Raw genomic sequence first — 25,212 nt, 5'->3', positions numbered from 1 at the left:
GATGCGTGGCTATTTTTACCTGCTGGCCTTTTTCGGACTCGGCGCCTGCAGCGTTGGCCCCGACTTCTCCAGGCCTGCCGCTCGACTGCCCGCCACCTGGGCCGCAGAACCCCGGGAGGTGCGCAGCAATGCCGCCACCCGGACCATCGACGCCCACTGGTGGCGGCAATTCAACGATCCGTTGCTGAGCGAACTGGTCGAACGCGCCGCCCAGGCCAACTTCGATGTGCGCACCGCCAATGAACGTCTGCTGCAGAGCCGGGCGGCCCGCCAGATCGCCGGTGCGGAGCAACTGCCCGGGGTGGCGGCCGACGGCAGCTACCAGCGCCAGCGCAACAGCGCCGTCGGTCTGATGGACGCCTCGGGCCACAGCGGCAAATCGCCTTTCGAGCTGTGGAACCTGGGCCTCGATGCCAGTTGGGAAGTCGACCTGTGGGGCCATGTACGACGCGGCCTGGAAGGCGCCGGGGCCGCGGTCGAGCTCAGCCGCGCCCAGCGCGACGGCGTGCTGCTCAGCGTCGCGGCGGAAACCGCCACTGACTACCTGCGCCTGCGTGGTACCCAGGCGCGCCTGGAAGTGGCGCGGCAGAACCTCGACATCGCCCGGCAGAGTCGAGACCTCACCCAGACCCGCTACGACAACGGCGTGACCACCCAGCTGGACACCGCCAATGCCGCCGCCCAGGTTGCCGATATCGAAGCCCGCCTGCCCTTGCTCGAGGCGCAGCAGGCCCATCTGATCAATGCCCTGAGCTATCTCCTCGGCGAACAGCCGGGCAGCCTGAGCGCACGGCTGTTGCCTCCGGCAGCGATTCCCCTGCCCCCGCTCCGGGTGCCGGTCGGCCTGCCTTCGGAACTGGCGCAACGGCGCCCTGACATCCAGCAGGCCGAAGCCGCCCTGCACCGCGCCACCGCCGCCATCGGCGTGGCCGAGGCCGACTTCTATCCACGGGTCAGCCTAGGCGGCGGCTTTGGTTTCCAGGCGCTGCAGGGTTCGGACATCGGCAGTTGGGGTTCGCGGCAATGGAGTTTCGGTCCCAGCCTGTACCTGCCGATCTTCCAGGGCGGCCGGTTGACCGGAACGCTCGAACTGCGCGAGCACCAGCAGCAGGAAGCGGCGTTGAACTACCAGCGTACGGTGCTCGCTGCCTGGCATGAGGTGGACAATGCGCTGACCGACTACAGCGCCGAACAGCGTCACCATGCGGCCCTGGAAGAAGCGGTGAAGCAGAACCGGATCGCCCTGGCCAATGCCCGGCAGCGCTACAAGGAGGGTGCGGTCGACTTCATCAACGTGCTGGGCGTACAGCGAGCGCTGATCGCCAACCAGAGCGAACTGGCCGACAGCGCGACCCGCGTGTCGACCAACCTGGTGCAGCTCTACAAGGCACTGGGCGGGGGCTGGCCACAGCCTGCCAAGGACAGTTGAAAACTCCCACAGGGTCTACCGCCCAACGCGCCCCAGGCGAAGCCGCGCCATGTTCAGCGTATCGGTCAACACCCCATCGCGAATCGCATAGGCGCGCATCACCCCCTCCTCCTCGAACCCGAACTTGCGGTACAGGGCCTGGGCCGCCTGGTTGTCGACATAGACGCTCAACTCGACCCGTTGCAGGTTCATCCAGTTGTCCGCCACCTCCAGCACCGCCGCCAGCAACTGCGAACCAATGCCCTTGCCCTGCCAGGCCGTCGCCACGCCCATGCCGATACTCCCGGCATGACTGCGCCGCACCCGCGCATACTGCTCCAGCGAGCAACTGCCGATCACCACGCCCTGATGCAACGCCACCAGCGACAGCTGGCGCTCGTTGCCCTGGTTCTGCAGCAACCGCTGACGCCACACCTCGGCTGACTGGAACGGCATCTGCAGGACCTGACGGCAGACCGCAGGCTCGTTGTACAGCGCGGTGACGCCGTCGATATGGGCTTCGCGGAAACGTTCGAGGGTGATGGCGGGAGTGTCGGCGGGCATCGTCTTTTTAATCCATGAAAAATGACAAGGCCGCCCAGTGTAGCGGCCTGTACGGTTACAGGCGAATCAGCCACACAGGCCGCCAGACCTACTCAAACCACTCCCGCCGCTCCCTGAAGGTGTTCAATATCAGCTCGACGATCATCTGCACCTCTTCCCTGCCCTCGGCCCCACGCCGGCTGGCCAGCCAGGCACGCCGCTGCATGCCCTCGTGGAACAGGCCGGGCAAGGCCGCCAGGCCACGGTCGAAGCGGGTGATGTAGCGCGGCAGCAGACCGATGCAGGCACCGCAGCGGATCATTTCCAGCATCAGCTCGTAGGAATGCACCTGCACCACGCCGGCCAGGCGCTGCTCCAGCACGTTGTTCCACGGCTGGAAACCTTCGACCTGGCGATCCTGCTGCCACTGCACCAGCATGTAGTCCTCCAGGTCCTGCAGCGAGTCCGGACGCACCGCCACCCGCGAGTAGCGCTTGGCGATGTGCGGCAGGTAATCCAGCCGCGCCAGGGGCTGCGGTGGGGTCGTGTCGAAACTCGGCCCGGGCAGTGGCGAGTCGCCATCCGACAGCCAGACCACCACCTCGGCACTCAACGCCTGCAACGACAGGACGCTGTCCACCGGGATGATTTCCAGGCGCACGCTGGCGTTGCGACGCAACAGGGCGATCAGGTCGCGACCGAGGATGTCGTGCAGGATCGACTCGGCAATCGCCAGCCTGACCAGTGGCTGCTCCATGACCGGCAGCCGCCGTTCGTGGGCCAGGGCCAACAGTTGCGCCTGCAGGTGCTGGCCTTCACGGCTCAGGGTCAGGGCGCTGCCCTGGTAAACGAACAATGGCCGATTGAGCTGGTCTTCAAGCGCCGCCAACTGCTTGCGCAACTGGGTCGACTTGATATTCAGGCTGCGCGCCGCCTGCATGAAGCAGCCACAGCGCGCACTGGCGAGAAAAAACTGTGCGGTTTCCGGCTCGATCCGTTCGGCCAGCGCCAACCAGCCCCCGTGCGTCTCGACGGGACCGTGATACTCCATGTCGCCCGTACGCTGGGCGGGTTCATTCAACGACATCATTCAGACTCCCTGTCGACGCCTCACGGCGCCCAACCATCCAATGGCAAGTTTCCCGTCAGTGTTTGTCTTCCAGTACCTGGTTGAGCACCGCGCCATCGATGCTCAGGGTCGCGGTGTTCAGCATGCCTTCCAGATAGGCCTTGGCAATCTGCTGCTGACGCTGGGCCCGCAGGGCTTCACGCAAGCGATCGCGCAACTCGTCGAGAGTGGCCGTGCGGGCCGGCTGCAGCTCGGTGAGCCTGACGATATGAAAGCCGGCCGGGCTCTGCACCGGATCGGCCACCTGGCCGACCTTCAGCCGCGACAATGCCCCGCGCACTTGCGGCATCAGTTGCTCCAGCGGTTGCAGTCCGGTATCGCCACCGCGGCTGGCGGTTTCGCGGTCCTGGGAATACTGGGTCGCCAGGGCGGCGAACTCGCCCGGTGCGGCCTGGGCCTTGCGGCTCAGGTCCACGGCCTGCCTGCGCACGCTTTCCAGCGATTGCTGATCGGGCACCGCCAGGAAGATCTGGCTGACCCGGTACAGCGCCGGCGTCTGCCACTGCGACTTGCCGCTGTCGTAGGCCTGCTGCAGCTCCTCGTCACTCGGGTAGTCGGCCGGCACCTGGCTGACCGAGGCCATGTAGTTGCGAAAGACGATCTGCTCGGTGGCCGCCCGGGTCTGCTGCTCGATTTCCGGGCGCTGGCGCCAGCCCTGGGCATCGGCCTGTTCGAGCACCGCCTTCTCCGCCAGGCGGGTGCGCAGCCAGCTTTCCAGGGCGCCGCGGTTGCTGCGCAACTGCTCGCGCGACGCCTGCGGCAACGCCGCGAACAGCGCCTTCAGCTCTTGCGGGGACACTTGCTGGTTGCCCAGCCGGGCCACCGCCGGCGCACTCGCGGTGGCTGGTACGGCGGCCGGTGCCGGCTGCACCGCCGCCACCGGATCGTTACCCGGACGCATGGCCAGGGCAACGGCCCCGACCAGCACGGCCAGCGCGCCCGCGCCGGCCAGCAGGTTGCCTCTGTTCACAGGGCGGCCTCCTCCTCACGGGTTTGCTCCGGCTCGGCCGCAGCCTGGGCCTTGGCCTGCAACTGCGCGGCCTGCTGGCTGTATTCGCGCAGGTAGACGATGAACTCCTGCAACAGGCGATCCCACAGCTCCAGGTTGGCCCGCAGGTAGTTGACGCTGACGCCCGCGGCGACCACCACGTCCATTTCCATCACCAGGAACTCGCCCTGCACCGACAAGCGGGCGAAACGCCGCGAAGCGTTCCACAACTCGGCCAGGCCGGCCGGCAGCTCGCCCTGCACACGCAGGGCGCAGCTGTAGGTGAAGTCGACATAACCGCCCTCCTGCGTGCCCGGGTTGCCGAAACGCACGGCATAGCCGATGCCCTGGCTGGCGCTGAGCAGTTGCACGATACCGTTCTGCTCGGTGCGGTTGACCCGGTAGCCGGCGCCTTGCAGCAGCTCGGTCAGGCTGTCGGGGGTAACTTGTTCGATCAGTTGCTCGCTCATGGAGGTTCTTCCTTGTGTCATGGGTTCAGGGATGCGTGGGTCGCATCGAACTGGTTCTTGTAGAGGTCATCGCCAAAGGCCTGGGCCATTTCCTCGAACTTGACCCGGGCGCTGCCGGCAAACGGCTGGCGGATCTTCATCACTTCGGCCACGTCGATCTTCTCGTAGGCGGCGAGGATGTCCTTGGCGATGCCGTACATCTGCTGATTCTTGGCTGAACATTGCTGCACTTGTGTGTCACGCTCGGTCAACTGGCCCTGCAACCTGGCCCGTTCGGCTTCCTTGGCCTTGGCCATCACCAGCAGGTCGTCATAGGCCTTCTTGTACTTGCCCAACTGCTCGTTGGCCGCCACGGAGAAGGCCTGGGCCTGGTTTTGCAGGGCCTGCTGCTGGCCAGCCAGTTGCTCGCTCAGGCCCTTGGCCCTGGCCAGCTCGGCCGTCAACTGCCGGATCTGATCCTGGGCCGCCCTGGCCTGGTTCTCGGCGGCAATCCGTGCCGCACTGGCCTGGGCCTGCTCGCTTTGCAGCGCCTGCAACTGCTGGGTGGTGCTGCGCAGCTGGGTCCGCAGGCGCTCTTCCATGCCTTCGGCGCTGGCGCCGTGGGCAGTGAAGAGACCAACGGTCAGCAGGCACAACGCTGCCGGGATTCGCCTGTTCATGGGGATTCTCCTTCGGGCTTAGAAGCGCGTGTTCAGCTCAAGTTGGAAGACATCGACCTGGAACGGGTCGCCGTAGACTTCCTCGGCGCTCAACCAGCGGGCCGAGGCGATGATGTTCTTGTCCAGGCTGTAATTGCCGCCGATGAAGTAACCCTTGGCGTTGGTGCCGCCCAGGTGGTAGGAGGAGTCGTTGAAACCGTCAGGCAAGGCGTCCGGCTGGATGTACTTGTAGCCGGCGTAGAGGTTCCAGTCGCCCTTCTTTTTCAGCTCGAGCGCGTTGCCGAGGGTGAATTGCATCATCAACGCGCTGCCACCGCTTTCGAACTCGCCGTTGCTGTTGATGTTGTTGACGATCTGGCCCTCGGAACGCTTGAGCATCTCGCCCTTGTCGTACGCCAGGTTATGAATGAAGTTGGCCTGGCTGCGCAGCTTGAAGTCTTCCGGCAGTTGCGTATCCCAGGCCAGGTTCAGGTCGAGCACGTTGAATTCCGAGGCCAGGCCCAGGTACTGCGGCTGCGGCGTCAGGTTCGGGTTGGTTGGGTTCGGCGTGATGTTGCGCAACAGAAACACGCTGTTGCCGTGCTGCATGAAGGCCAGGCGGGTGCCATCCGTGTCGCAACCCGGCTGGCCGTCCCACGGCTTACAAGGGCTGGAACGCTTGCCCTCGATATCGTTGAAGCTGTAGTAGGCCGCCGAGCCCTTGAGGCTGTTGTCGGCGTTGATCTTCCAGTTGGCGCCGATCTGCCCGCCGATCAGCCATTTGTTCTGGCTGTCGGCCTTGTCGATGCCGTTGCTGGTTTCCGAGTCCGAGGTGTATTCGACCGGGAATGCCCCGAGGGTACCGAACAGGCCCCATTCGCTGTTGAGCGTGTGATTGAACACCGCCGCCACGCCGTCGAAGTTCAGGTCGTTGGAGTACATCATGTCGGTGGAATAGAACGGGTTGGCGAAGCGCCCGCCGGTTACCGTCAGGTCCTGCGAAGGTTTCCAGCTGATATACCCCTGGTCGAGCCAGATGTCCTTCTTGGCAAAGCCGCCGCCGAGGGTCTGGGTGGTCGAGACCGGGTTGTTGTCGGAGCCGGTGCCGATGCGCACGCCGGCGACCCACTCGGGCGTCAGGACCGCCTTCATGCCCAGGCGGGCACGCAGGCGGAACAGGTTCTCGCGGTCCTCGCGGCTGTTGAGCAGCGGCGGATACTGGGTGTTGGTGCTCCGGTTCACGTCATAGGGCGAGCCGCTGTTGATCCTGGCGTAGTCGATCAGGGTGTTGCCGTTGCCACCTGAAAAGTAGCGGGACTCATTGCGCACGCGCAGGTCACCGTCGAAGCTGATGCGCGAGACCCAGTCCGGGAAAGTGTTGGGTTGCGCCCAGTTCTCCTGCCTGGCGGTCGCCATGACTTCGGCCTTGACCTGGTCGCGGATCTGCTCGCGAACAATCGCCGGCACGTACTGCACCCGCACCTCTCCCGGCGTGGCCGAAGGGGTCGCAGCTGCCACGGCGTTGGCCTGACGTGCCTGTACCGCCTCCTTCTCGGCCTGGGCGATCAGGCCCTCGGCCTGTTCCTGCTTGAGCACACCCTGCTGCACCAGCAGGCGGATCAGATTGATCGTGGCGTTCTGCGAAGGCGCGGCGGGCTGCGCCGCCACCGCCTGGCCGACCAAGGTCGCGATGACCATGCCGACCGCCAGGGTCAATCGATTCACGTTGGAAATCATTTGCACACAACTCCTGTTGAAAAGCGTGAAAGTGTTCGATCAGTCCGGGCGTCGGCCCTTGAGCGATACGCGAATGGGCAAGGTCAATGAAGCCGGTGTGCGCTCCCTGAAACGCGGTGCGTTCTGCAGGGACGCGATGATCCGCTCGTCAATCTTCGGCTCGCCGGTCCCCTTGACCATAGCCACCTTGAGCACATCGCCGTCCGCCGAAAGCCAGAAATCGACCTGCACCGAAAACGCCAGCCGACGCAGGTCCGGATCGTCACGCAGCAGCCGTTGCAGGGTCGCGGCCAGGTACTGCTTGTAGGTACCGGTGCCCAGCCCGCCCCCGCCGGAACCGGCCATGCCACCGCCCTTGCCCGCGCCGATGTTGAACGCGTCGCCGCCGGCCTGGGCGTCGCCGTCGATCTGCATCGGGTTGGCCAGGTCGTCCGCCGGTGACGGCGGTGCCTCTTCCTGAGGCTTGATGTCCTCGGGCTCGGGCGTCGGTTCGGGCACCTTCTCCTCCACCGGCGGTTCCGGCTCCTTGGGTTTCTCCGGCTCCGGAGGCGGCGGTGGTGGTGGAGGCGGCAACGGGATGATCATCGGCACCTTCGGCGCCTCACGCCGTACCCCGCTCATGTCATGCGCCCACTGCCACAGGAACCAGGCGGCAGCCGCCCCCAGCAGCAGCCCGGCGCCCCACTTGAACAGGCGCAGCGGCGACGGCTTCACGGGCTCGGGGCTGATCGGTAATTTCGCGGTCATGGTCAGCCCTGATTCGGTTTGCCGGTGACCAGCCCGACCTGGGACAGCTCCAGGCGCCGCAGCAGGTCGAGCACTTCGATGACTTTCTGGTACTGCACCGTGGCGTCGCCGCGCACGATGATCGGAAAGTCCGGGTTCTGCGCCTTCTCGATACGCAGGCGTTCCTCCAGCTCCGGCAGGGTCACCGGATAGGCATCGAGGAAGACCTGGCCACCGTCGTTGACCGAAATGGCCTTGGTCTTGGCCTCGGACAGCGACACCGAGGCACTGGCCTTGGGCAGGTGGATCTGGATCCCCGAGACCTGGGCCGTGGCGGTCAGGATGAACATCACCAGCACCACCATCAGCACGTCCACCAGGGGCGTGATGTTGATACTGTCGACGGCGGCATCGTCATCGTCGTCATGGGAGGCGTTTACGGAAGCCATGGCAGTTCCCTCCCCTCAGACCGACAGCAGGTCGACGGCATGCTGGCCGGCCTGGGCGGGCCTGGCACGATTGGCGTCATGGCTCTGCCCCTCACCGTGCATTTCCGCCAGGCGGGTGATGAACTCGTCGACGAACACCCGCATGTCGGCACTGACTTCCTTGTTGCGGGTGATCAGCCGGTTGTAGCCGAACAGCGCCGGGATCGCGACGAACAGGCCCATGGCGGTGGCCAGCAGGGCTGCGGCCATGCCCGGAGCGATGGCGTTGATGTTCACGTCACCGGCCATGGCCGTGCCGAGGAACACCACCATGATCCCCAGCACCGTACCGAGCAGGCCGATGTACGGGCCGCCGGCGATGGCGTTGGACAGCGTCGAGAGTTTCGAACCCAGTTGCTGGTTCTCCCGGGTGCGCACACCGTCCATGGAGCAGCGGATGGCCTCGATGGTGGCCGCCGAAACCGACGAGGTATCGGCGCCCTGGGCGCGACGGGTGCGAATCTCCTTGACCGCCACCAGATACAGGCGCCACAGCGAGGAATGCTCCAGGCGGCGGGCCAGGTCCTGGTCGTCGGCGAACATTTCCAGGCGCGTACCGACCTGGGCGAACTGCTCGCGGAACGCCTCGTTGGCGCGGCTGACACGGCTCAGGGCGCGGTTCTTGCGGACCATGATGACCCACGACTGCAGCATCATCAGCACCAGGATGGCGATGATCACCCAGGCATCCGCCGGCACCGACTTGAGCAGGAAGCCCAGGCTGCCGAAGCCGAAACCGGACTGTTCCTCATCGGCGCCATAGGCCACCAGCTTCGACTCGGCGCCTTGCGCGCCGGCATCGGCCAGCAGCACGGCGGCCGGCCGCACGACCTTGGACAAACGCAGCTCATCGATGGCGCCATGGAAGCCGGCGAAGGGGCTCGCCGCCGCCGCGGGGTCGGCAGCCGGCAGGTCGCCGCCCAGGGCGATCGGCGAATTGAACGCCGCGACTTCCTGGGCCAGGCTGGCACTCTCACGGCCGTTGACGAACATCGAGACCTTGCTGCCCTGGGCGGTCAGCGCCAGGTGCTGCCACTGGCCAGGGTTGAGCGGCTGGGTCGATACCGCGCGCTGACCGTTGACCTCCACAAAGGGCGTACCCTGGCTGGCCCCCAGCAGCAAGGCATGGCCACCTTCGCGCCGGGCCATCAGCAACTGCTCGCCCGAAGCCTGGTCCAGACGCACCCAGGCGCTCAGGGTGAAGGCCCCCCCGGGGTTGTATTGCAGCGACGGACTGGCCGGCAACAGCAGCGGCTGGCCACTGAACTGCAAGGCCGCGCCGATCACCCCGTCGATACGGCTGCCGGTGGCGTTCTGCGCGTGGTTGGAGAAGGCCGTGGCATCCTTCGCCGGCGTCCCCGGCGCGCCATCGAAGTGATAGACCGCGGTGTAGTTCGGTTCGAAGGCCAGTTGCCCATTGCTGGTGGCCGGGGCCTTCGGGTTGCCGTAATACATCCAGATGTCCTGGCGCTGGCCGCCTTCGACCTTGGGCACATCGACCCAGATCAGCGCCATGCCCATCAGCGGGTCGAAGCTTTCGATCTGATAATTGAGCACGGTCTTGTCGTCGGCCGCGATGAAGCGCAGGTCCGAACCGTCTTCCTTGACCCCGTCGAAGGTGAAGTTGCCGGTGTGCAGGCGCACCAGCAGGCTGGTGCGACCCAGGGCCTCGCTGATGGCCGCGCCCTGGGGCGTGGTGTCGACGCTGATCTGCTTGCGGTAATGCCAGTCGTCCTGCCACCAGGCCTGGGCGGTGGCCGGGAGCACGAAGCCCAGGCAGATCAACAGGGACACGATTAAGCGTGACATGCGGTGGTTCTCCGTCAGTAAAAGGGTCAGAAAGTCGCCTGCACACTGAAGTGCAGACGTGAGTCGTATTTGCGGGTGTTCGGGCCGTCGAGCAGCGGGTAGCCCCAATCCAGGCTGCCGGACAGCCATTTGCTCAGGCTGGCGCGTGTCCCCAGGCCGACGCTGGCCAGGCTGTATTCGTCTTCCTGCTCGGGCAGGGCCTTTTCCAGGGTCAGCCGCGCGCCTTCGGCGAAGGCGTAGAAGCGCCACTCCTTGACGTAGCTGCCGACAAACCTGGCCAGCGATGGCGTGCGCAGTTCCTGGGAGAACAGCATCCCGCTGTCACCCGAGCGCTCGGCCGCCAGGTAGCCACGCACCGAAGTGGCGCCCCCGGCGGAAAACTGTTCGTTGGACACCAGCGGGCCGGACGCCAGCTGGAAGGCTGCCTTGGACGCCGACTGCCAGTCGCGGGTGAAGGTGTAGGTGTAATTCAGGTCGCCCTTGAGCACGGTGAAGCTGGGGCTGGCACGGTAGCGCTTGTAGTCGAACTCGTCGGAATCGCTGCCATAGCCGAAGAAGCTGCGGGTCGCCGCCACCAGGTTCAGGCCCAGGCCGAGCTGGGCGCTTTCGGTATAGCGGTAGCCGTTGTAGCCAAAGGTCAGCGGGGCGTACTTGAGCGGAATCTGGTCGCTGCTGCTGCCGAACTTCAGCTCTTCCTCGAAATCCTTGAAGTCCACGCCGATGGAGAACGAGTTGGCCCAGGCCCCGCTGGAAGGCAAGGTGTAGATACCCGAGACGCCATAGGAATGGCCCTTGCCCAGTACGTTGCTGCCGCCGATGGTGGCGACATTGCTGTCGGACTGGTAACCGGAGAACTGCAGGGTCCAGCGCTCGCTCAGCGGTGCGCTGTAGGAACCGGACCAGACCTTGGCGTTGCTCTGGTCCTCGGGGGCGGTGAAGTAGGTCAGCGAGACGCTGTGCCCCAGTTGCCAGAGGTTGTCGTAACCCAGGGAGGCGACTGCTCGCAGCTCCTTGGTGTCGGCACTGTAGTCGTTGTTCAGCCCAAGGCTGGCGTGCCACGGATTCTGGTCCTCGACCTGCAGGTCAACGTCCATGGTCCCGGGCCGTTGGCCTTCGCGCACCAGCGGCATGACCTGGCGACCGGCACCCTTGTTGAGCGCCGCCAACTCGCTCTGGACCTTGGCAAAATCCGGTACCTCGCCCTCTTTCAGGGCCGGCACGTCTTCGCGGATCTCCACCGGCGAATAGTGTTTGGCACCCACCACGCGCACCCGGCCAACCTTGGTTTCGCTGACCTGCAGGAAGACGATGCCACCCTCGACCTTTTGCTCGGGCAGTTCGACGAACACCGACTGATACCCCTTGGCCTGGTAGACCTTCTGCAGGGCATCGCGGGCGCCTTCGATATCGGCCAGGGCCTTCTGCGGACCGAGGAACGGGTAGACCGCTTCCTCGATGTCCCGGGCCTGCAACACGGTGTTGCCGCGCACGACGTACTCGTTGACGTCCACCAGACGGGCCACCGGAGCCTCCTCGGCGACCGATGGCCCGGCCAGCAGGGCCAGCACCAGGCCCGCGCCGGCCGGCCAGGCGCGTCGTGCCCCTGTCGGTCGCGCCGTCTCTTTGAAGAACAGATGCTCCACACCGCCCCCTTGATTCAAGAAATGGCCCCGAGCGTTGTCGAGGCCGCATGGCCGGGGCTGTCGCCCCTGGCGCCTCATTGGTTGTTCGTGATCGCCAGCGATGGATGCCGTGCCAGCCAGGTGTGCAACAAGGCGAAGTTCAGCGAGAACTCCGGCATCTGCAGCAGGGCGCCACAGAACAGTTCACCGACGATTTTCTGGATCAGCAGCACGGCCTGCGGGTTGTCCAGCAGCGTGGCGATGTCCTTGCTCAGGACGTTGAAGCTCCAGACCTTCTGGTTCAGGTCCAGGCCGACGAACCAGCGGAACAGCAGGTTGTAGTTGAGCTGCTCGTACAACTGCTGTTCGCCGGGCACCGAATACAGCAGTTGCAGCAGAAGGATGTGCATCACCGTCTGCGGGGCGATCAGCATCTTCGCGTTGGCCCCCGCCGCCAGCAGGACGTCGCGATGCTCGTCGAGCAGGTCGTCGATCTGTGGCCGCAGCAGCACCAGCGAGTGACCGGGCGGGATGTAGCTGGAGACCTCCTTCAAGGCGCCCTGCCAATCTTCCTGGGACACGATCCAGACCCACGGTGCACCGTAGCGATAGACCGACACCGGCTTCTTGCGCGCCGCCTCGACGATCTTCGACAGGCGCTGGTCCAGCTCCTGCATGCCCACTTTCGAGTAGCGTTCCATAGTCCCCATACCCTCCCCTCCAGCGTTCCCTGCAACCTTGGAAAACGGGGCCTGACGCCTCCGTGCCCGTTCTACATATCCAAGACGGGGCTGGCCTTGTGCTACCGAACTTTTGTCACAAAAGCTTCATTCCTGGCGCTTTCCGGCCAGCAAATGCGGCCTGAAAAATCCATGCCCGTAGGCGCCGGTGGGGCCCATGGAAGTGGGATTGCCCGCCACAGGACGGCTGGGCAAAAAAAGGCGGCCATCAAGGCCGCCAGAGAGGAGAAAGAACCCGCGTTTACAAGGTCAGGTTGCCCCGTTCCTCTTCGGTCAGGCGTAGCCTGGCCTGCTCGCTCAAGGGGCCCGCACCGAGGACCTGGACCGGGCTGTCGGGGTTATAGGCTGGCGTGTGGCTGGCACTGTCGCGACTCGGGGTCACCGGTTCGCTGCCGAAACCGAGCACCTCGACGGTGAAGACCGACGGCCGATCCTGCTTCGCCGCCTGTTGCTGCTGCCGCGCGGCGTCTTCGGCCGCCTGGGAGGCCGCAGCGCCGGCGGAGCTGGCGGCGGTCATGGCCCCGGTGTTGATCGACGCGGTCATCGGCACCCCCGAGGACTTGCCCTGGGTCTGGATGTTGGCCGCGTTGACCACCTGCAAGGCCGCGATGTTGACGTTGCCCGACACCCGAATTCCCGCCTCGCCGGCATCGATGGTGCCCAGCGGCGCGATCAGGTCGATGTCGCCCGGCGCGATCTCCGGAATCGGGTTGAGCGTCGCGATCCCCGCCCCGGTGCTCGGTACCGAGGGCGACAGGGTGACATTGCCCCAGTTGTCGTAGACCCGCTTGGGCGGCGTATAGACCACGGTGGTCTTCGAACCGCGCCCGGCGTTGATATCACCGGCCGCCGACCAGGCCATGATCGAACCGCCGAAGGTGGTCATGATGCGGCTCTGCCCCAGCAGGATGCTGTCCAGGGAATAAAGCTGGATATCGCCGGCACCCTGGGTGATCACGCCGGCCGTGGACGGTGGCGCCACGCCCTCGATACCGAACACCTGGCCTCCGCCCGGCGTGAGCATCTGGATGTTGCCACCGAAGTCGGTGTGTACCCCGGCGCCACCGAACAAGGTGATGTCGCCCTGGTAGGTGATCGGATTGCCCGCCACGTCGGTCTGCGGGAAGAGCAAGGCGATGGCCTCGCGACCGCGCAGGTAGCTGCCCTGGCGTGGTCCGCCAACCTGGTTGTACTCGCGTCCCGCTGCTTTCAGCTCGGCGAAGTAGACCTCGCGGGCGAAGATCCGCTGTTGCTCGGGCGACAGGGCCGCGTAGTCGGCACGCGCCTGATCGGCAGTGCCACTGAAGCCGTACCGCTCGGCCAGCCAGGCGACCAGTTCGGTCCCGTAGGTCTTGGCCACCTTGCCGCCGCTCAACGACTGGCCGGCCTGTGCCAGGTTCTCCGGGTTCAGGTAGGTCTGGACGAAACGCAGGTAGTCCGCGCCATTCGTGCCGAAACCGGCCTGCATGACGATGCTGGCACCCGGGCGGCTGTCGCCGGGGACCACGGCACCGATGCTGGTGATGCTGGCCTTGTCTTCCATCAGGATATTGCGTCCTGCCGTCAGCTCCAGGGTACCGGGACCGGCCACCGTGAAGTTGCTGTAGAGAATGTCGCGGCCGGCGGAAACGATGGAAACGTCGTTCGGGTCGTTGTGCACGAACAGGTTGCCCGTGCTGGTGTATTTGTTGATATCAGTCATGCCCGAATCACTGCTGCCCAGTGCGGTACCGCTGCTGACGATATCGCGACCAGCCATCATCCAGACCGGGCCGGCACCTTCGTACCAGGTCTGGCCAAAGCGTGGAGTGCCAGTCCCCTGGAAGCTGATGATTCGGCCGCTGGTGACGCCCAGCAGGTCGCCGTTGAGCGCGTAGAAGCGCGAAGGGAGACGGCTGGCGGCAATGGTGTCGGAGGCGGTGGCGGAGCCAAAGGCGAACAGGGGCAATACCGCCGGTACCTGGGCCGTGTTGCCATCCGTCGACAGGTTGTTGCCGTTGGTCACCATACTGCCGTTGATCAAGCCCGCGAATGCCGGACGCCAGGGGGTCGCCATCGTTTCAGCGGCCGCGCCGGAACGACTGACGCTGAACCCACTGGCGTAAATGGAGTCGCCGGCCAGGAACTGCAGTTCGCCGGTCACTGAAGGTGCCAACAGTAACGGTGCCTTGTATTCGGGGTCTCTCAATTGGCTGGTGGCAGCCTTGCCATAGTAGAAACTGCCGCTGGCCGCGACCGCCCGCAGGATGGAGGGGTAGACCACCGCCGCATCGGTGACGGTACCCAGGGTATAGGGGGTGAGGTTGCCACCGGCCGAGAACAGATCGATCGCCGTATGCCCGGTCCACAGGGTGAACCAGCTCTGGCCCGCACCATTGACGCCGCCGCTGACAAAAGGCGTGGCGTTCATCAGGGCGACCCTACCCGGATCCTGCACGTTCTGTACGACCAGATCGCCCAGCGTAGACAGATTGAACGTGGCATCCCCCGGAACCAGCGTCATGCCGCCGGCCGAGAGGGCGCGAGTGGCGATCGTCGGATCATAGGCCCTGACCTCGCCAGGTGCCTGGTCCGTGGCCTGGTTGCCGTAGTGCAAGGCCACGCTGCCCATCGATGCGCCATTGAGTTGCACATGCCCGCGCAGGTCGACCAGCAAACCGTTCTGCTGTCCCTGGGTGAGATCGCTGGCCGGGTTCAGCGCGCCCCCTACCCGCAGGTTCAGATCGCCACCGCCGGTCATCTGCACGCTGCCATCGGCCGCTACCCGCCCTGTGCTGCCAACGGCAAGCACCAGGCCCTGGCTGCGCGGGTTGATCGACGTTGCAAACGCCGCCCCGGACAGGGGGGCCAGGATGCCCGCATCCCCCGCCACCTGGACATCGACATTACCGCCGCCCAGGGTGCCGAACCCGGTGAAACCGACCATCTGGTCGGCGCCACTGCCGCCCAGTGCGGCAGTGTTGGTGTAGGTGCCGAAGTTGATCCACCAGGCGGTTGGCTGTGCCTGTCCCCCTGTGTCGACGCTGCCGCTGCCCTGGCGCCAGAGCCAGTTGCCGACACCGGCGGTGTCATGGCCCAGGTCCGCCGAGTTGGGCCGTCCCAGGCCAGTCGAGACACGGTCCATGATATTGCCGGTGAGATCGCCGCCCACCTTGAGGGTCAGGTTGCCACCGGCGTCCGGGTACCAGGCACGGTAAACGCTGGTGGCACTGCCATTGACCAGCTCCTCGTAGCCACCGAAGGCATCGCCAAGGACTGTTCCGCCGGTCCCCCGCGCCCGGGCCTGGTTGTAGGGATCATTGGCGGAGGTGGCTGTCGATGAGTTGCCGGCGGTGTAGACGCCGTAGAGCGAGTCCATCTTCAGATCGCCACCGGCCAGCAATTCAAGGTCTGCCGTACCGGTACGAACCACGCTGAAGCGCTGGCTACCGGCAACCAACTGAGACTGACCGACCGCCTTGCAGAACGTCGGGTTGTCGGTACATAGCTCAGGGTAACCAATGGCATCGAAATCGATGGGTTGGCCAACCAGGCTGGTATCGCCGGCCCAGTTCAGCGACCCCTCCTCGGTCCAGACATAGCTGGTGGCTGCCTTGCAGAACGTCGGGTTGTCGGTGCACAGATCCGGGTAGCCAATGGCATCGAAGTCGATGGGTTGGCCGACCAGGCTGGTATCGCCGGCCCAGTTCAGCGAACCTTCTTCGGTCCAGACATAGCCACCCGGCTTGGCCTTGCCGAACATGCCGTAATGGGTATCCGCCAGATGCAGGTCACCGCTGACAGGGTACGGCTGGACGATACGGCTGTCGGCCGCTTCGGTGTCGGCTCCCGCCACCAGGCGCAGCGACCAGGACTGCGAACCTTCAGCCAGCATCGGCGCAACGGCCCAGATCTGCCCCTGGCGGCCGGCAACCTCAGGACGCAACTGGATGGACTCCACGCCCGCCAGCAGTTTTACATCGGTACCCGAAGGAATCAGAGCGCCCCGGGACAGAACCTGGTTCCCATTCAGGACCACGGTCTGCGTCGTACCGGCAACGCCCGGCAACGGCACGCCCCTGGGCCAGGTCAGGGCCTTGAAGTTGGCCGCCACCGGAAGCAGGCTGCCGGCATCCAGCTGGGTGCCCGCCGCCAGGGTCTGGGACTGACTCAACAACGTACCGGCGGCAAATAGAATATTGCCGGAGGCGTCGCGTACCGCTGCCGCCAACACGGTCCCCGCCGGCAGCGACAGCGCCTGGTCGAGTGTCGCCGATATCGGCAGGCGGGTTCCAGGCGCCAGTTGCAAGCCCTTTATCGGCAAGTCGTAGTTGAGAGTGACGCCGCCGGGGAAGGTCGTGCCATCGGCCAACGTCACCCCGGCCCCCGGTACCACGGTATCGCCACCATTGATGTCGATCCCTGGCAGCAAGATCCAGCCCTTGTCGTCCTGGGTCGCCGGCGGTGGCGCGAACCCGTCGCTGATACTGCCGTAGATATTCAGGTCGCCACCGGCCCGCAAGGTCAGGCTGCCGACTTCGCCGGAACCGTAGACCCCGGTCTTCCGGGTGTTCGGGTTCACACTGGCATAACGATAACCCGACAGATCGATATCGCCTTGCACCACCAGGTCGCCGTCCGGCGTCGCGCTGACAATCTCCACGCCGGGACGCAGATGGAAGGCATCGGCATAGGTGGCGTTGTTCAAGCCCGCCAGCTTGCCTTGCATCAGGCTGGCATTGGCCAGGGCAGCATTGATGAACGCGGTACTCTGCAAATGCTTGGCGTCCAGGTAGGCCTGGTCGATGATCTGGTAGGGACGGCCGCTGGCCGCCGGATCGGTGCCGTAGGCCGCATCGTCATAGCGCCAGGTCCCGTTGACGGCGATCGAACGCGCCCCCTGGATGGTCAGCGGACCGCTGGCATCGATGGCAATGTCGCCGCCGGTGGCGCCGCCCAGGCGCGGCGCATTCAACGCCAGGGTACCGCGGGCCCGACCATCGCTATGCCCCGGCAGATTGCCCAGCGCCCCATCGGTGCCGTGGCGCAGGTCGATGCGTGCACCGCTGCCCAGGGTCAACTGACCATTGCCCGAGTTGAGTTCGACGATCGCCCGGTTCGGCGAATCGATGATCTTGCCGTAGCTGTCGACCCGCAGGCGCGTACCATGGGCATCGAGTACGGCGCTGCCGTCCAGGGTCAGGCCGTTTTTCGCCGACAGGCGAATACTGCCCACCCGCTCGCCGCTCGCATCGACGGTACCGCTCACCCGCAGGCTGCCGTTGTCGATGGAGACAGTCACGTCACCGGCCTTGAGACCCTCGCCAATGGTCAGGTCGCCCTGCTTGAGCTGGAAGCTGCGCGAACCGGTAACCTGCCCCTCGTTGATCCGCTGGTTGAGGGCGGCGAACTGCTCATCGAGCGTTCCCGTCGCCCCCAGCCGTTGGGCCTGGATCTCAACACCCCCCGCCGTGTACGGCATCAGGGTGCCGCCCGCATCGTAATAACCGCTGCTGGAGCCGAGAATACGCCCCTGCAGGTCAACGATACCGGCCGCTGCATCCAGCGCCACGGCGCTCAAGGTCCCGGCCTGGTTGTACCTGGCCGACAGGTCGATACGCGAGCCCGCCGCCTGGTGGATATTACCGTTGCGGCTCTCCAGCCTGACGCTGCCGCCCCAGCCGTACTTGGTCACGTCGTTGAAGACAATGGCCCGCCCGGCCACATCGAGCCGGGCATCATCGGTGAGCAGCACGTCACCGGTCGCCCCCAGAGTGACCTTGCCGCTGGGCAGGACCACGGCGCTGGCCAGTCGGATACTGCTGCCCTGCAGGGCCAGTTCGGCGCCCTGCCCGTTCACCTCACCCACAGCGGCGCCCAACGACGAAACGTCAATCGTGCCACCAGCGGTGATGCGGTTCACCGAGCCAGCCTCACCGGTCATCAGCGGGGTCAGGACGTTCAGGTTGCCGCCGCTGTACTGGAAGCCCTTGCCGGCCTCGTAGGCACCCTGGCTCCGGTAGACCGAGAGGCTGCCCTTGTGGTTGGCGGTGATGCGTTCGCTGGCGTTGAGATTGACGTTGGCGAAACCAAGCACCAGGCGATCGAAGCTCTTGACCGTATTGGGCTGGGCGAAGTCGCCATAACCGAACTCGATGCGTTGGGCCTTGATATCCAGGCGCCCGCTGCCGGTTCCCGCGCCACCAGCGATCACCGAACCGGCCGGCTTGTCCGAGCCCAGCCAGATCAGGTTGGCGGTATGGATCGTGGCCACGTCGCCAGCGCCACCGGCACCGTAGATCGCCGGAGTGGACAACATCAGGTTGCTCAGGCGCGACTTGCCGGTCTGTACGTCATAGGTATCGAGCGTCGTGGTGCCATGGAAGTTGAACGCATCACGCGCCGACAGTTGCAAGGTCTCCAGGGCCGGCGCACCGGACTGGGTGTCACCTTGCAGCAGGCGATCGATCAGTTGCTGGTTGAGCGTCAGGCCGGCCGGCAGCCGATTGCCGGCCACCGCATCGGCCAGCGCTTCTGGCGTACCGACGTTGATATTGTTCAGGGCCAGGGTCAGGTGACGAGTGCCGTAACGCACCTTGTCATCGAGCTGGAACGCTGTCGGCGTGACAGCGGCGATGCTGCCGTTGGAATACAGCGAAGTCTGGCCGGTGCACGGGACAAGGGCACAGGTACCCACCTTGATCCCGCCCGTCACCGCCGTTTGGCCCTCAGGCAGGTTGACGACATTGAGCAGACCGTTGGAGACGGCGAGCAGGTTGCCAACCTGATAGATAAAGCCGTTCCGGGCATCGTAGGCGGCGTTGCCGTAACCCAGCGTGTTGATCGAGGCGCCCTGCTCCAGCACGATGTCCCCGGAACCGGTGGCCAGGAACACCTCCGGTGCTCCCAGGGTCGCGCCGTCGCGCATGACGATGCTGCTCGACAGTTTCGACAGGGTGATGTAGTTGCCGCCCTGTCCATAGGTCAGCGTCGGCAACCCGCCAATCACCATGCGCCCCGCCCCCAGGGCACTCAGGCTTTGTGCATCCAGGGTCACACCGTCAAATTGCGCCGTGGCCTGGCGCCCGGCGCCGACGATTTCCAACGCGGAGCCGTTACTGCCCAACACCGCGACCGTACCGGCATAACCCCCTTCGGCGGCGTCGAATTTGCCGATCCCCGCAAAGGTGAAGGCTTTCTCCCCGGCGCCCTTTTCCAACTCCAGCTTGAGCGTCCGGGCGTCCTTCGGCAGCAGGGCCCGGGGCACGCCGAGGCGGGCCGCGTCCGCAATCGCGAACTGTGCATAGCTGGTTTCGTTGTACTGCGAGTAGCGACGCAAGACGTCGCCGTAGGTCAGGATGATCTGGTTGGCGATACCGTTGCGGATACCGGTGTTGGCAATGGACAACTGGCCCGAGGTTGACCACGATCCGTTGCGCATCCGTTGCGTACCACCCGCCGTGCCGCCGGTTGCCAAACCATTCAGTTCGACCCGGAAGGCACCGGGCAACAGGGCGTAGGTCGAAGGCATCAAGGTGTAGGTGCCAGCCGGCAGCCCGGGAATCCCTGCACCGAGAGTGATCTGCTGGCCGATCATCGGGTCGACCGCGCCCCCTTCCGGTGATACCGGCGCATAACCCGGCTGCACGCCGGGCACGATGGCATAGATCGGGTTGGTCGCCAGGCCCGGCAACAGGAAGCTGCCATCGGAGCCGAACTGGACCAATGGATTGAAGCGCGCATCAGTGGAACCGCCACGCCCGGAAATGAAACCGGCACCGAGCAGGTCGCCACCGCCGGACAGGTCCAGGGTGGCGTCGGGCAGGACCGACACCGACTTGCCACCCAATGCGATACCCACCTGCAATCCGCGGTTGGCGGTGGGTGTACCGCCCTGCCCGAGGAATTCCACGGCCTTGCCGTTGTAGTAATAGGTCTGGCCATCGAAGGTACCACCATACGGAAGCACCAGGCCCTTGCCGCTGACGGAGGTGATACTGCCGGGAAGCAGTTCCACTTTCTCCACGCCTGGGGTGCCCAGGCCGCTGCCGATTTCGATCAGCCCCAGGGGCGCTCGGACCACGCCACCCTGTTTGATGACCGCCGCCCCGAGCCGCAAGCGACCAAAAGCCGAATAGGGAATCGGCGCACTGGCATCGCCCACGGGACCGATGGTCAAGGTTCGCGTCGGATCGAAACCGCTACCACTGCCTCCGGAACCCGCCATGATGGCGGCACTGGTCTGTGTGGTCGGGTACAGCTGGGCCGCGCGCAGAGTCATGTCACCGGCAGTGTACAGACCTGTCTTGGGACCTGTCGTCGGATCGGTATCGCTGGAAACCGCCAGCAAGCGCAAGTCGCCCTGGCTGGTCAGCTCCACCTGGTCGAAACCTCGACGCTCGATGGCCACCGCCGGTTGGCCCAGGTACGCGACGGAGCTCTTGACCCCGAAGGTAACGTCACCGCGCACATCAATCAGCTTGGCATCCGCAGAGAACACACCATGGCCCAGCGGGGTTGGCGAACGACCGTTCAGGCCGGGAACGACATAGCTCTCTTTCCCCAATGACTCGAGCATCCCACCCAACAGCAGATAGGCGCTGGAAAGACGAACCCGAGCCTGATCCGCGGCGTTGCCCGTCAATCCAAGGTAGCTGGAATAGAGTTGCAGGCTTTGGCGGGTCGATAGCGTCACATCGCCATCAACGCTCAACAGGCCACTGCTGAACAAGGTCAGGTTGTCAAAACCTCCAGCCTCGAACTGGTCGACGCCGAACCGGCCCTGCCCGTAGGTCAGCACACCCGCCGCGTCCTCGGCCGTGGTCGGTAGCGTATTGGCCTGACGGTTCTGGCTGAGCACCAACTCGCGGTAGTTCAGCACTCGATCGGTGGCAAACGCCTTCAAGTACGCCTGGCTTTGCAGGGCCACCGTCAGCGTGCCGCCAGCAGCGCCCTCTGCACCGGCGCGGGCATTGAAACGGCCATCCAGGTACAGGCCGTTGTTCGAGGCCAGGGTGATGCTGCCGCCATTGCTGGCGACCAGCGTGCGCCCCTGCCCCGGGACGTCGAGCATCGCCTGTGTGCCGGAGGCTTCCAGTCGTGCACCTTCACGAACCACCAGGAACAGGTCGGCCGCCTTGACCTTGCCCGTCGCGGCGTCGAACGTGCCACCCAGGCTGATACTGCCGCCGTTGGCCACCCGGCCGTAGACGCGACCACTGGCATCCGTCGCCGTCACGGCCCTGGCCGCCACATCGATCAGGGCGTGCTCGCCTACCCAGATGGAGCGGCCATGGCCGATGGCATTGACCTGATCCGAACTCCCTGTGGTGATCGCCCCCAGGCTGACCTTGCCACCCCAGGCGCTCAACGTGCCATCCAGCGTCAGCTGGCCGATGCTGTTCAGGGCGATGGCCTGACCGGGGTCGACATGGATGAGCGCACCGCGGCCGACACTCAGTGCGGTGCTGGCCATGTCGGCAGCACTGGATGTATTCGTCCCCGCGTTAAGGCTCAGGCTGGCGCCGCTACGCTGTGTCAGCACCCCCTTGGCGGCATCGTTCTGGTAGAGATCGGGCGTCCAGCGTTCCAGCAGTGTCGATGGCGATCCCCCCGACGGTATGTCGCCGGCCTGCTCCCCGACCCGATAGACCGGCATGCTTACGTCGACCTGAGTACCGTCGGTGACGGTCAGCCCCTGGTTTCCGGTGATGTCGTAGGCCGAGAACCCCTTGTTGAAGAAATCGCCCGCCAGTTGAAGGGTACCGGAAGCTGCCGGTGTCGAACTGTCGCCGATCTGTACCTTGCCGGCCTGCAGCTTCAGGGTGCCGCCACCGTTGACGCCGTAGCCACGCAGTTCACCAGCAAGCGTCAGATCAGCTGCCGCCGTGGAGTTACCCACGTTGACAGCAAGGGTGATGTCGCCCCCTTTGCCACCGCTGAGCTTGCGATTATTGAGCAGGGCAGCCCCCGAAGAGACATCGACCAGGCTTCCCGTCCCAAGCGTCACATCACCGGTACTGCGTAGCGAAACCGCCCCCCCGTTGATATAGGGCAACCGGCTGTTATCGCCATCCAGCGCCAGGTTGCTCCATAGGCCAGTGGTATCGAGTTTCACCCCAGCCACGATGTCGACCACGGCCTTCTGGCCAGCCGCCGGCTGGATGATCTGGTCGATGACGCCCTGGGTCGGGTTGGCGGAGTTCACCTGATTGAGCACGTTGCCCAGATGCAGGCTACCGGAGTGAGCGGTCAGGTTGGCATTGACCCGAACCTGCGGCCCGTACAGGGTGATATCACCGCCCTTGCCCACGCTCAGGTCGCCATTGACCTGGACCTGCTGCCTGGCCGCCACCTTGATGGCGCCGAGCTGGAAACCATTGAGTTGATCGCTGTCCAGGTACAGGGTGCCCTGGCGATCGGCTGGCAACGCGGTGCCCAGGTCCAGTCCGGCTGCAATCTGCTCGACCCCGTCGCCGATCTGCACCTGGTCCGCAACCGCGTCCAGGCTGTAGCGCAGGGTGCCGGTCTTCTTGTCATGGATCGGCGTGTACTTGCCGAAAATCAGCTGCGCCCGCTGGGCGACAGCGTTGCGCGATTGCTGGTAGCCATCGAGATTGAGGTTCGGCGCCTGGTTCTGCCGGTCGCCCTTGAACACCTCACTGACGATCTGGCCTTCCAGCACCGCGTTGCTGGTACCGATCACCAGCTTGCCAGCATCACGGCCCACGGTGTAACCCGATTCATAGCGTTGCTGCTGCGCGATCATCGGGTTGTAGAAATACTCGGTCTGGCCCCAGCGGGCACTGCTGGACTCGAAGCCCTTGTAGATCCCCGAATAGAGAATGTCTCCGGGGGCCCGGGACAATTCGTAAAGGCGACCGTCGGGCCCCTTGAGCCAGGTCTGCCGGATGTAGCCGGACTGTACGTCGACGGTGCCGCCGGACAGGTTGAGCTGTGCGCCCTGCTGAGTCACCACCTCCTTGCCGGTGAAGGTCAGCGTGCCGCCCTGGGCCATCCATTCGCCGATGTTGTGGCCCTGGGTACCGAGATACCCGCCGACTTCCAACAGACCGCCCGCCGTGTACCAGCGATCGGTGGCATAGCCGTTGGTGCCGGCGGGGACGAACACCAGCTCGCGCAGGTCGACCCAGACGTCGTTGTTGATCAGCTTGCCACCGTCACGGTTGACCGGTGCGTCGCGCTGTTCGTTACCTTGCACGTTGATCTTGATGTTGTTGGACTCCATCGAGACCTTCACGCCGACCGCGCCGGAAACGTCGATCACCGCGCCATCACGCACCAGGCTGCGCTGGGCGGCACTGACGGCCACCTGGCCGCCGGTGGCGAGGGTGATGGAACCCTTCTGGAAGTCGACGTTGCCCCCACTGACGATCTCGATGCGCGACTGGTCGGTGCGATCGCTGACCGTGCTCAGGTTGTTGAAGAACCCGGTGATCAGGGTGTTTGGCAAACCGTCGAGACCGGTCAGGCCGTTGTTGCGCTGGCTGTCAAGAGCAGTAGCATCGGTGTTTTCCAGCAGGATCGCGGTGGTACTGCCCTGCCCCAGGGTCACGCTACCGGTGGTGTCGGTAGCCGAGTTGAGCAGGTGAATGGTGCCACGGGTGTCGACCGAGGTGCTCGCCAGCGCCACACCGTTCTGCTGTACCTGGTGCCCGGTCAGGGTGACATCGCCGGTGGAGGCCAGGATCAGACCGCTGTTGCTCACCTTGCCGGCGGTACTGCCGGCTTTCAGCGAAGTCGCCACTTCGTTGCCACGGGTGGTCGAACGCTGGTTGCTGCTGGTACCGACACCGCGACGAATGTAGAAGTTGTCACCCGCGGCCAGGGTGGTCTGGCCTTTGGCAGTAGCGATGGTCCCGGCGTTTTCCACCTCGGAACCGAGCAATAGCGCATAACCGCCGGCCTCGGTCGACGAGGTGGGCGCCAGGGTCTGGATGATCGCACCACGCTGAACCTCGACCTTGCCCGCCGCATCGGTGAAGGTCGGCTGGGTGCCATTGGTGTCGACGTAGATGCCCCGCTGGATGAACTGATCGTCGCTGATGGTTGCCGCAGCGGCCACCAGGTTGCGCACGTTGACCTGGCTGGAACCGCTGAAAACCACACCGTTGCGGTTCATGATCATCACGGTGCCATTGCCCTTGACCTGGCCCTGGATTTCACTCGGACGCGCCAGCGGGTCGTTGACACGGTTGAGCACCGCCCAGTTCGACTGCTGCTGGAAATCCACCGTGGTGTTGCGCCCGACGTTGAAGGTTTCCCAGTTGAGAATCGCCTTGTCGGCGGTCTGTTCGATGGTCACGGTGGTCTTGCCACCAGCTTGGGTCTGGGTCGGTGCCTTGGCATTGAGCCAGCCCTGGGTCAGGCTGTTGTCGACCTGCAGGCCGCCCTTGCCCAGGCCATCGGGAATATTGCTCAACTGGCCGAGCGCGGCCTGGCGACCGGCCGCCTGGGCTGCCTGCTGGGCGGCGATGGCGGCCACGGTGCTGTTGAGGTTGCCCAGCGAGCGCTGCAACTGCTGGTTGGCCCGGCTCTGCTCCACCAGGGTCGGGATGCCTGGAATCTGTCCGCTGTTGTTGCGCGCCGCGGTGGCCGACAGGTTGGCCCCCTTGTTGGTGAACCAGGCCGAACTGAACGCCGTTTCCGCCTGGGCGCTGCCCGCCACCATCCACAGGGCGATGGCCTGGGCCAGGGGCTTGAGCCGCAGGATCGAGGGGGCGTCGTCGTGACGCCGGGCGTTGAGTCTTGCCGAGGGTTTGCAGCGCAGCATCACTCCATCCTTTTCAGATCGTGCCAAGGGCGGCAACGCATGACCCGATCGGTGACGGGGCGTTGCTCATTACCGGATAGGCGGTTACGGAAGGTCGCGACCGAACTTCTGTCATGGAAAATTCATCTGCCGGGAACCGTGC

Annotated in this window: 13 protein-coding genes; 1 reads left to right on the top strand and 12 read right to left on the bottom strand. The window is 65.1% G+C overall.

The genetic code is table 11. The annotated features are described in order from the left end of the window. Position 1 precedes the first annotated feature (1 nt). Positions 2-1,429 carry an efflux transporter outer membrane subunit gene (locus tag ACMGT0_RS14930; RefSeq protein ID WP_416773241.1) on the top strand — a complete coding sequence of 476 codons (1,428 nt, stop codon included), beginning with the start codon at positions 2-4 and terminating at the stop codon, positions 1,427-1,429. Between the two features lie 15 nt (positions 1,430-1,444). On the opposite strand, the gene ACMGT0_RS14925 is transcribed toward ACMGT0_RS14930, so the two are convergent. From ACMGT0_RS14925 to ACMGT0_RS14870, 12 genes are all read right to left on the bottom strand, one after another. Beyond that, entirely contained in the window at positions 1,445-1,972 is a 528-nt protein-coding gene (locus ACMGT0_RS14925) for a GNAT family N-acetyltransferase (RefSeq protein WP_054061491.1), read from the bottom strand. A gap of 88 nt (positions 1,973-2,060) precedes the next feature. Next, positions 2,061-3,038, bottom strand: coding sequence for a LysR family transcriptional regulator (locus ACMGT0_RS14920; protein ID WP_273824050.1), 978 nt, complete (start codon positions 3,036-3,038; stop codon positions 2,061-2,063). A gap of 58 nt (positions 3,039-3,096) precedes the next feature. Further along, positions 3,097-3,981 (bottom strand): peptidylprolyl isomerase, encoded by an 885-nt coding sequence (locus ACMGT0_RS14915; protein ID WP_416773484.1) that lies wholly within the window; start codon positions 3,979-3,981, stop codon positions 3,097-3,099. A 65-nt stretch (positions 3,982-4,046) separates the two neighbouring features. After that, positions 4,047-4,538 (bottom strand): YbjN domain-containing protein, encoded by a 492-nt coding sequence (locus tag ACMGT0_RS14910; protein WP_054057515.1) that lies wholly within the window; start codon positions 4,536-4,538, stop codon positions 4,047-4,049. A 17-nt stretch (positions 4,539-4,555) separates the two neighbouring features. After that, positions 4,556-5,197 (bottom strand): hypothetical protein, encoded by a 642-nt coding sequence (locus ACMGT0_RS14905; protein WP_054062317.1) that lies wholly within the window; start codon positions 5,195-5,197, stop codon positions 4,556-4,558. An 18-nt stretch (positions 5,198-5,215) separates the two neighbouring features. Beyond that, positions 5,216-6,913 carry a putative porin gene (locus ACMGT0_RS14900; RefSeq protein WP_416773237.1) on the bottom strand — a complete coding sequence of 566 codons (1,698 nt, stop codon included), beginning with the start codon at positions 6,911-6,913 and terminating at the stop codon, positions 5,216-5,218. A 39-nt stretch (positions 6,914-6,952) separates the two neighbouring features. Next, a complete protein-coding gene (locus ACMGT0_RS14895) occupies positions 6,953-7,660 on the bottom strand; it encodes an energy transducer TonB (RefSeq protein ID WP_054057512.1) in 708 nt (235 codons plus the stop codon). A gap of 2 nt (positions 7,661-7,662) precedes the next feature. Beyond that, positions 7,663-8,088 carry an ExbD/TolR family protein gene (locus tag ACMGT0_RS14890; RefSeq protein WP_054057511.1) on the bottom strand — a complete coding sequence of 142 codons (426 nt, stop codon included), beginning with the start codon at positions 8,086-8,088 and terminating at the stop codon, positions 7,663-7,665. Positions 8,089-8,103: 15 nt separating this feature from the next. After that, positions 8,104-9,936, bottom strand: a complete 1,833-nt coding sequence (locus ACMGT0_RS14885) for a DUF2341 domain-containing protein (RefSeq protein WP_416773235.1) — start codon at positions 9,934-9,936, stop codon at positions 8,104-8,106. Positions 9,937-9,962: 26 nt separating this feature from the next. Next, positions 9,963-11,657, bottom strand: a complete 1,695-nt coding sequence (locus ACMGT0_RS14880) for a ShlB/FhaC/HecB family hemolysin secretion/activation protein (protein ID WP_416773233.1) — start codon at positions 11,655-11,657, stop codon at positions 9,963-9,965. Then, a complete protein-coding gene (locus ACMGT0_RS14875; RefSeq protein WP_054057509.1) occupies positions 11,654-12,259 on the bottom strand; it encodes a transposase in 606 nt (201 codons plus the stop codon). The genes ACMGT0_RS14880 and ACMGT0_RS14875 overlap by 4 nt, the downstream gene beginning before the upstream one ends. 280 nt (positions 12,260-12,539) lie before the next feature. Further along, positions 12,540-25,070: a filamentous haemagglutinin family protein gene (locus ACMGT0_RS14870; protein ID WP_416773231.1), complete on the bottom strand. Its 12,531-nt coding sequence runs from the start codon at positions 25,068-25,070 to the stop codon at positions 12,540-12,542. Between the last annotated feature and the right edge of the window lie 142 nt (positions 25,071-25,212).

The organism is Pseudomonas sp. RHF3.3-3 (assembly GCF_048069595.1).
GTDB lineage: Bacteria > Pseudomonadota > Gammaproteobacteria > Pseudomonadales > Pseudomonadaceae > Aquipseudomonas > Aquipseudomonas fuscovaginae_B.
The sequence above is the reverse complement of the archived record's forward strand: the minus strand, read 5'-3'. Positions and strand labels throughout refer to the sequence as shown.

Excerpts from the sequence above, each read along its gene's own strand:
- ACMGT0_RS14880 (WP_416773233.1), bottom strand. The coding sequence starts at position 11,657 with ATGAGGCGCCAGGGGCGACAGCCCCGGCCATGCGGCCTCGACAACGCT.
- ACMGT0_RS14920 (WP_273824050.1), bottom strand. The coding sequence starts at position 3,038 with ATGTCGTTGAATGAACCCGCCCAGCGTACGGGCGACATGGAGTATCAC.
- ACMGT0_RS14915 (WP_416773484.1), bottom strand. The coding sequence starts at position 3,981 with ATGCGTCCGGGTAACGATCCGGTGGCGGCGGTGCAGCCGGCACCGGCC.
- ACMGT0_RS14895 (WP_054057512.1), bottom strand. The coding sequence starts at position 7,660 with ATGACCGCGAAATTACCGATCAGCCCCGAGCCCGTGAAGCCGTCGCCG.
- ACMGT0_RS14930 (WP_416773241.1), top strand. The coding sequence starts at position 2 with ATGCGTGGCTATTTTTACCTGCTGGCCTTTTTCGGACTCGGCGCCTGC.
- ACMGT0_RS14900 (WP_416773237.1), bottom strand. The coding sequence starts at position 6,913 with ATGATTTCCAACGTGAATCGATTGACCCTGGCGGTCGGCATGGTCATC.
- ACMGT0_RS14905 (WP_054062317.1), bottom strand. The coding sequence starts at position 5,197 with ATGAACAGGCGAATCCCGGCAGCGTTGTGCCTGCTGACCGTTGGTCTC.
- ACMGT0_RS14875 (WP_054057509.1), bottom strand. The coding sequence starts at position 12,259 with ATGGAACGCTACTCGAAAGTGGGCATGCAGGAGCTGGACCAGCGCCTG.
- ACMGT0_RS14870 (WP_416773231.1), bottom strand. The coding sequence starts at position 25,070 with ATGCTGCGCTGCAAACCCTCGGCAAGACTCAACGCCCGGCGTCACGAC.
- ACMGT0_RS14925 (WP_054061491.1), bottom strand. The coding sequence starts at position 1,972 with ATGCCCGCCGACACTCCCGCCATCACCCTCGAACGTTTCCGCGAAGCC.
- ACMGT0_RS14910 (WP_054057515.1), bottom strand. The coding sequence starts at position 4,538 with ATGAGCGAGCAACTGATCGAACAAGTTACCCCCGACAGCCTGACCGAG.
- ACMGT0_RS14885 (WP_416773235.1), bottom strand. The coding sequence starts at position 9,936 with ATGTCACGCTTAATCGTGTCCCTGTTGATCTGCCTGGGCTTCGTGCTC.
- ACMGT0_RS14890 (WP_054057511.1), bottom strand. The coding sequence starts at position 8,088 with ATGGCTTCCGTAAACGCCTCCCATGACGACGATGACGATGCCGCCGTC.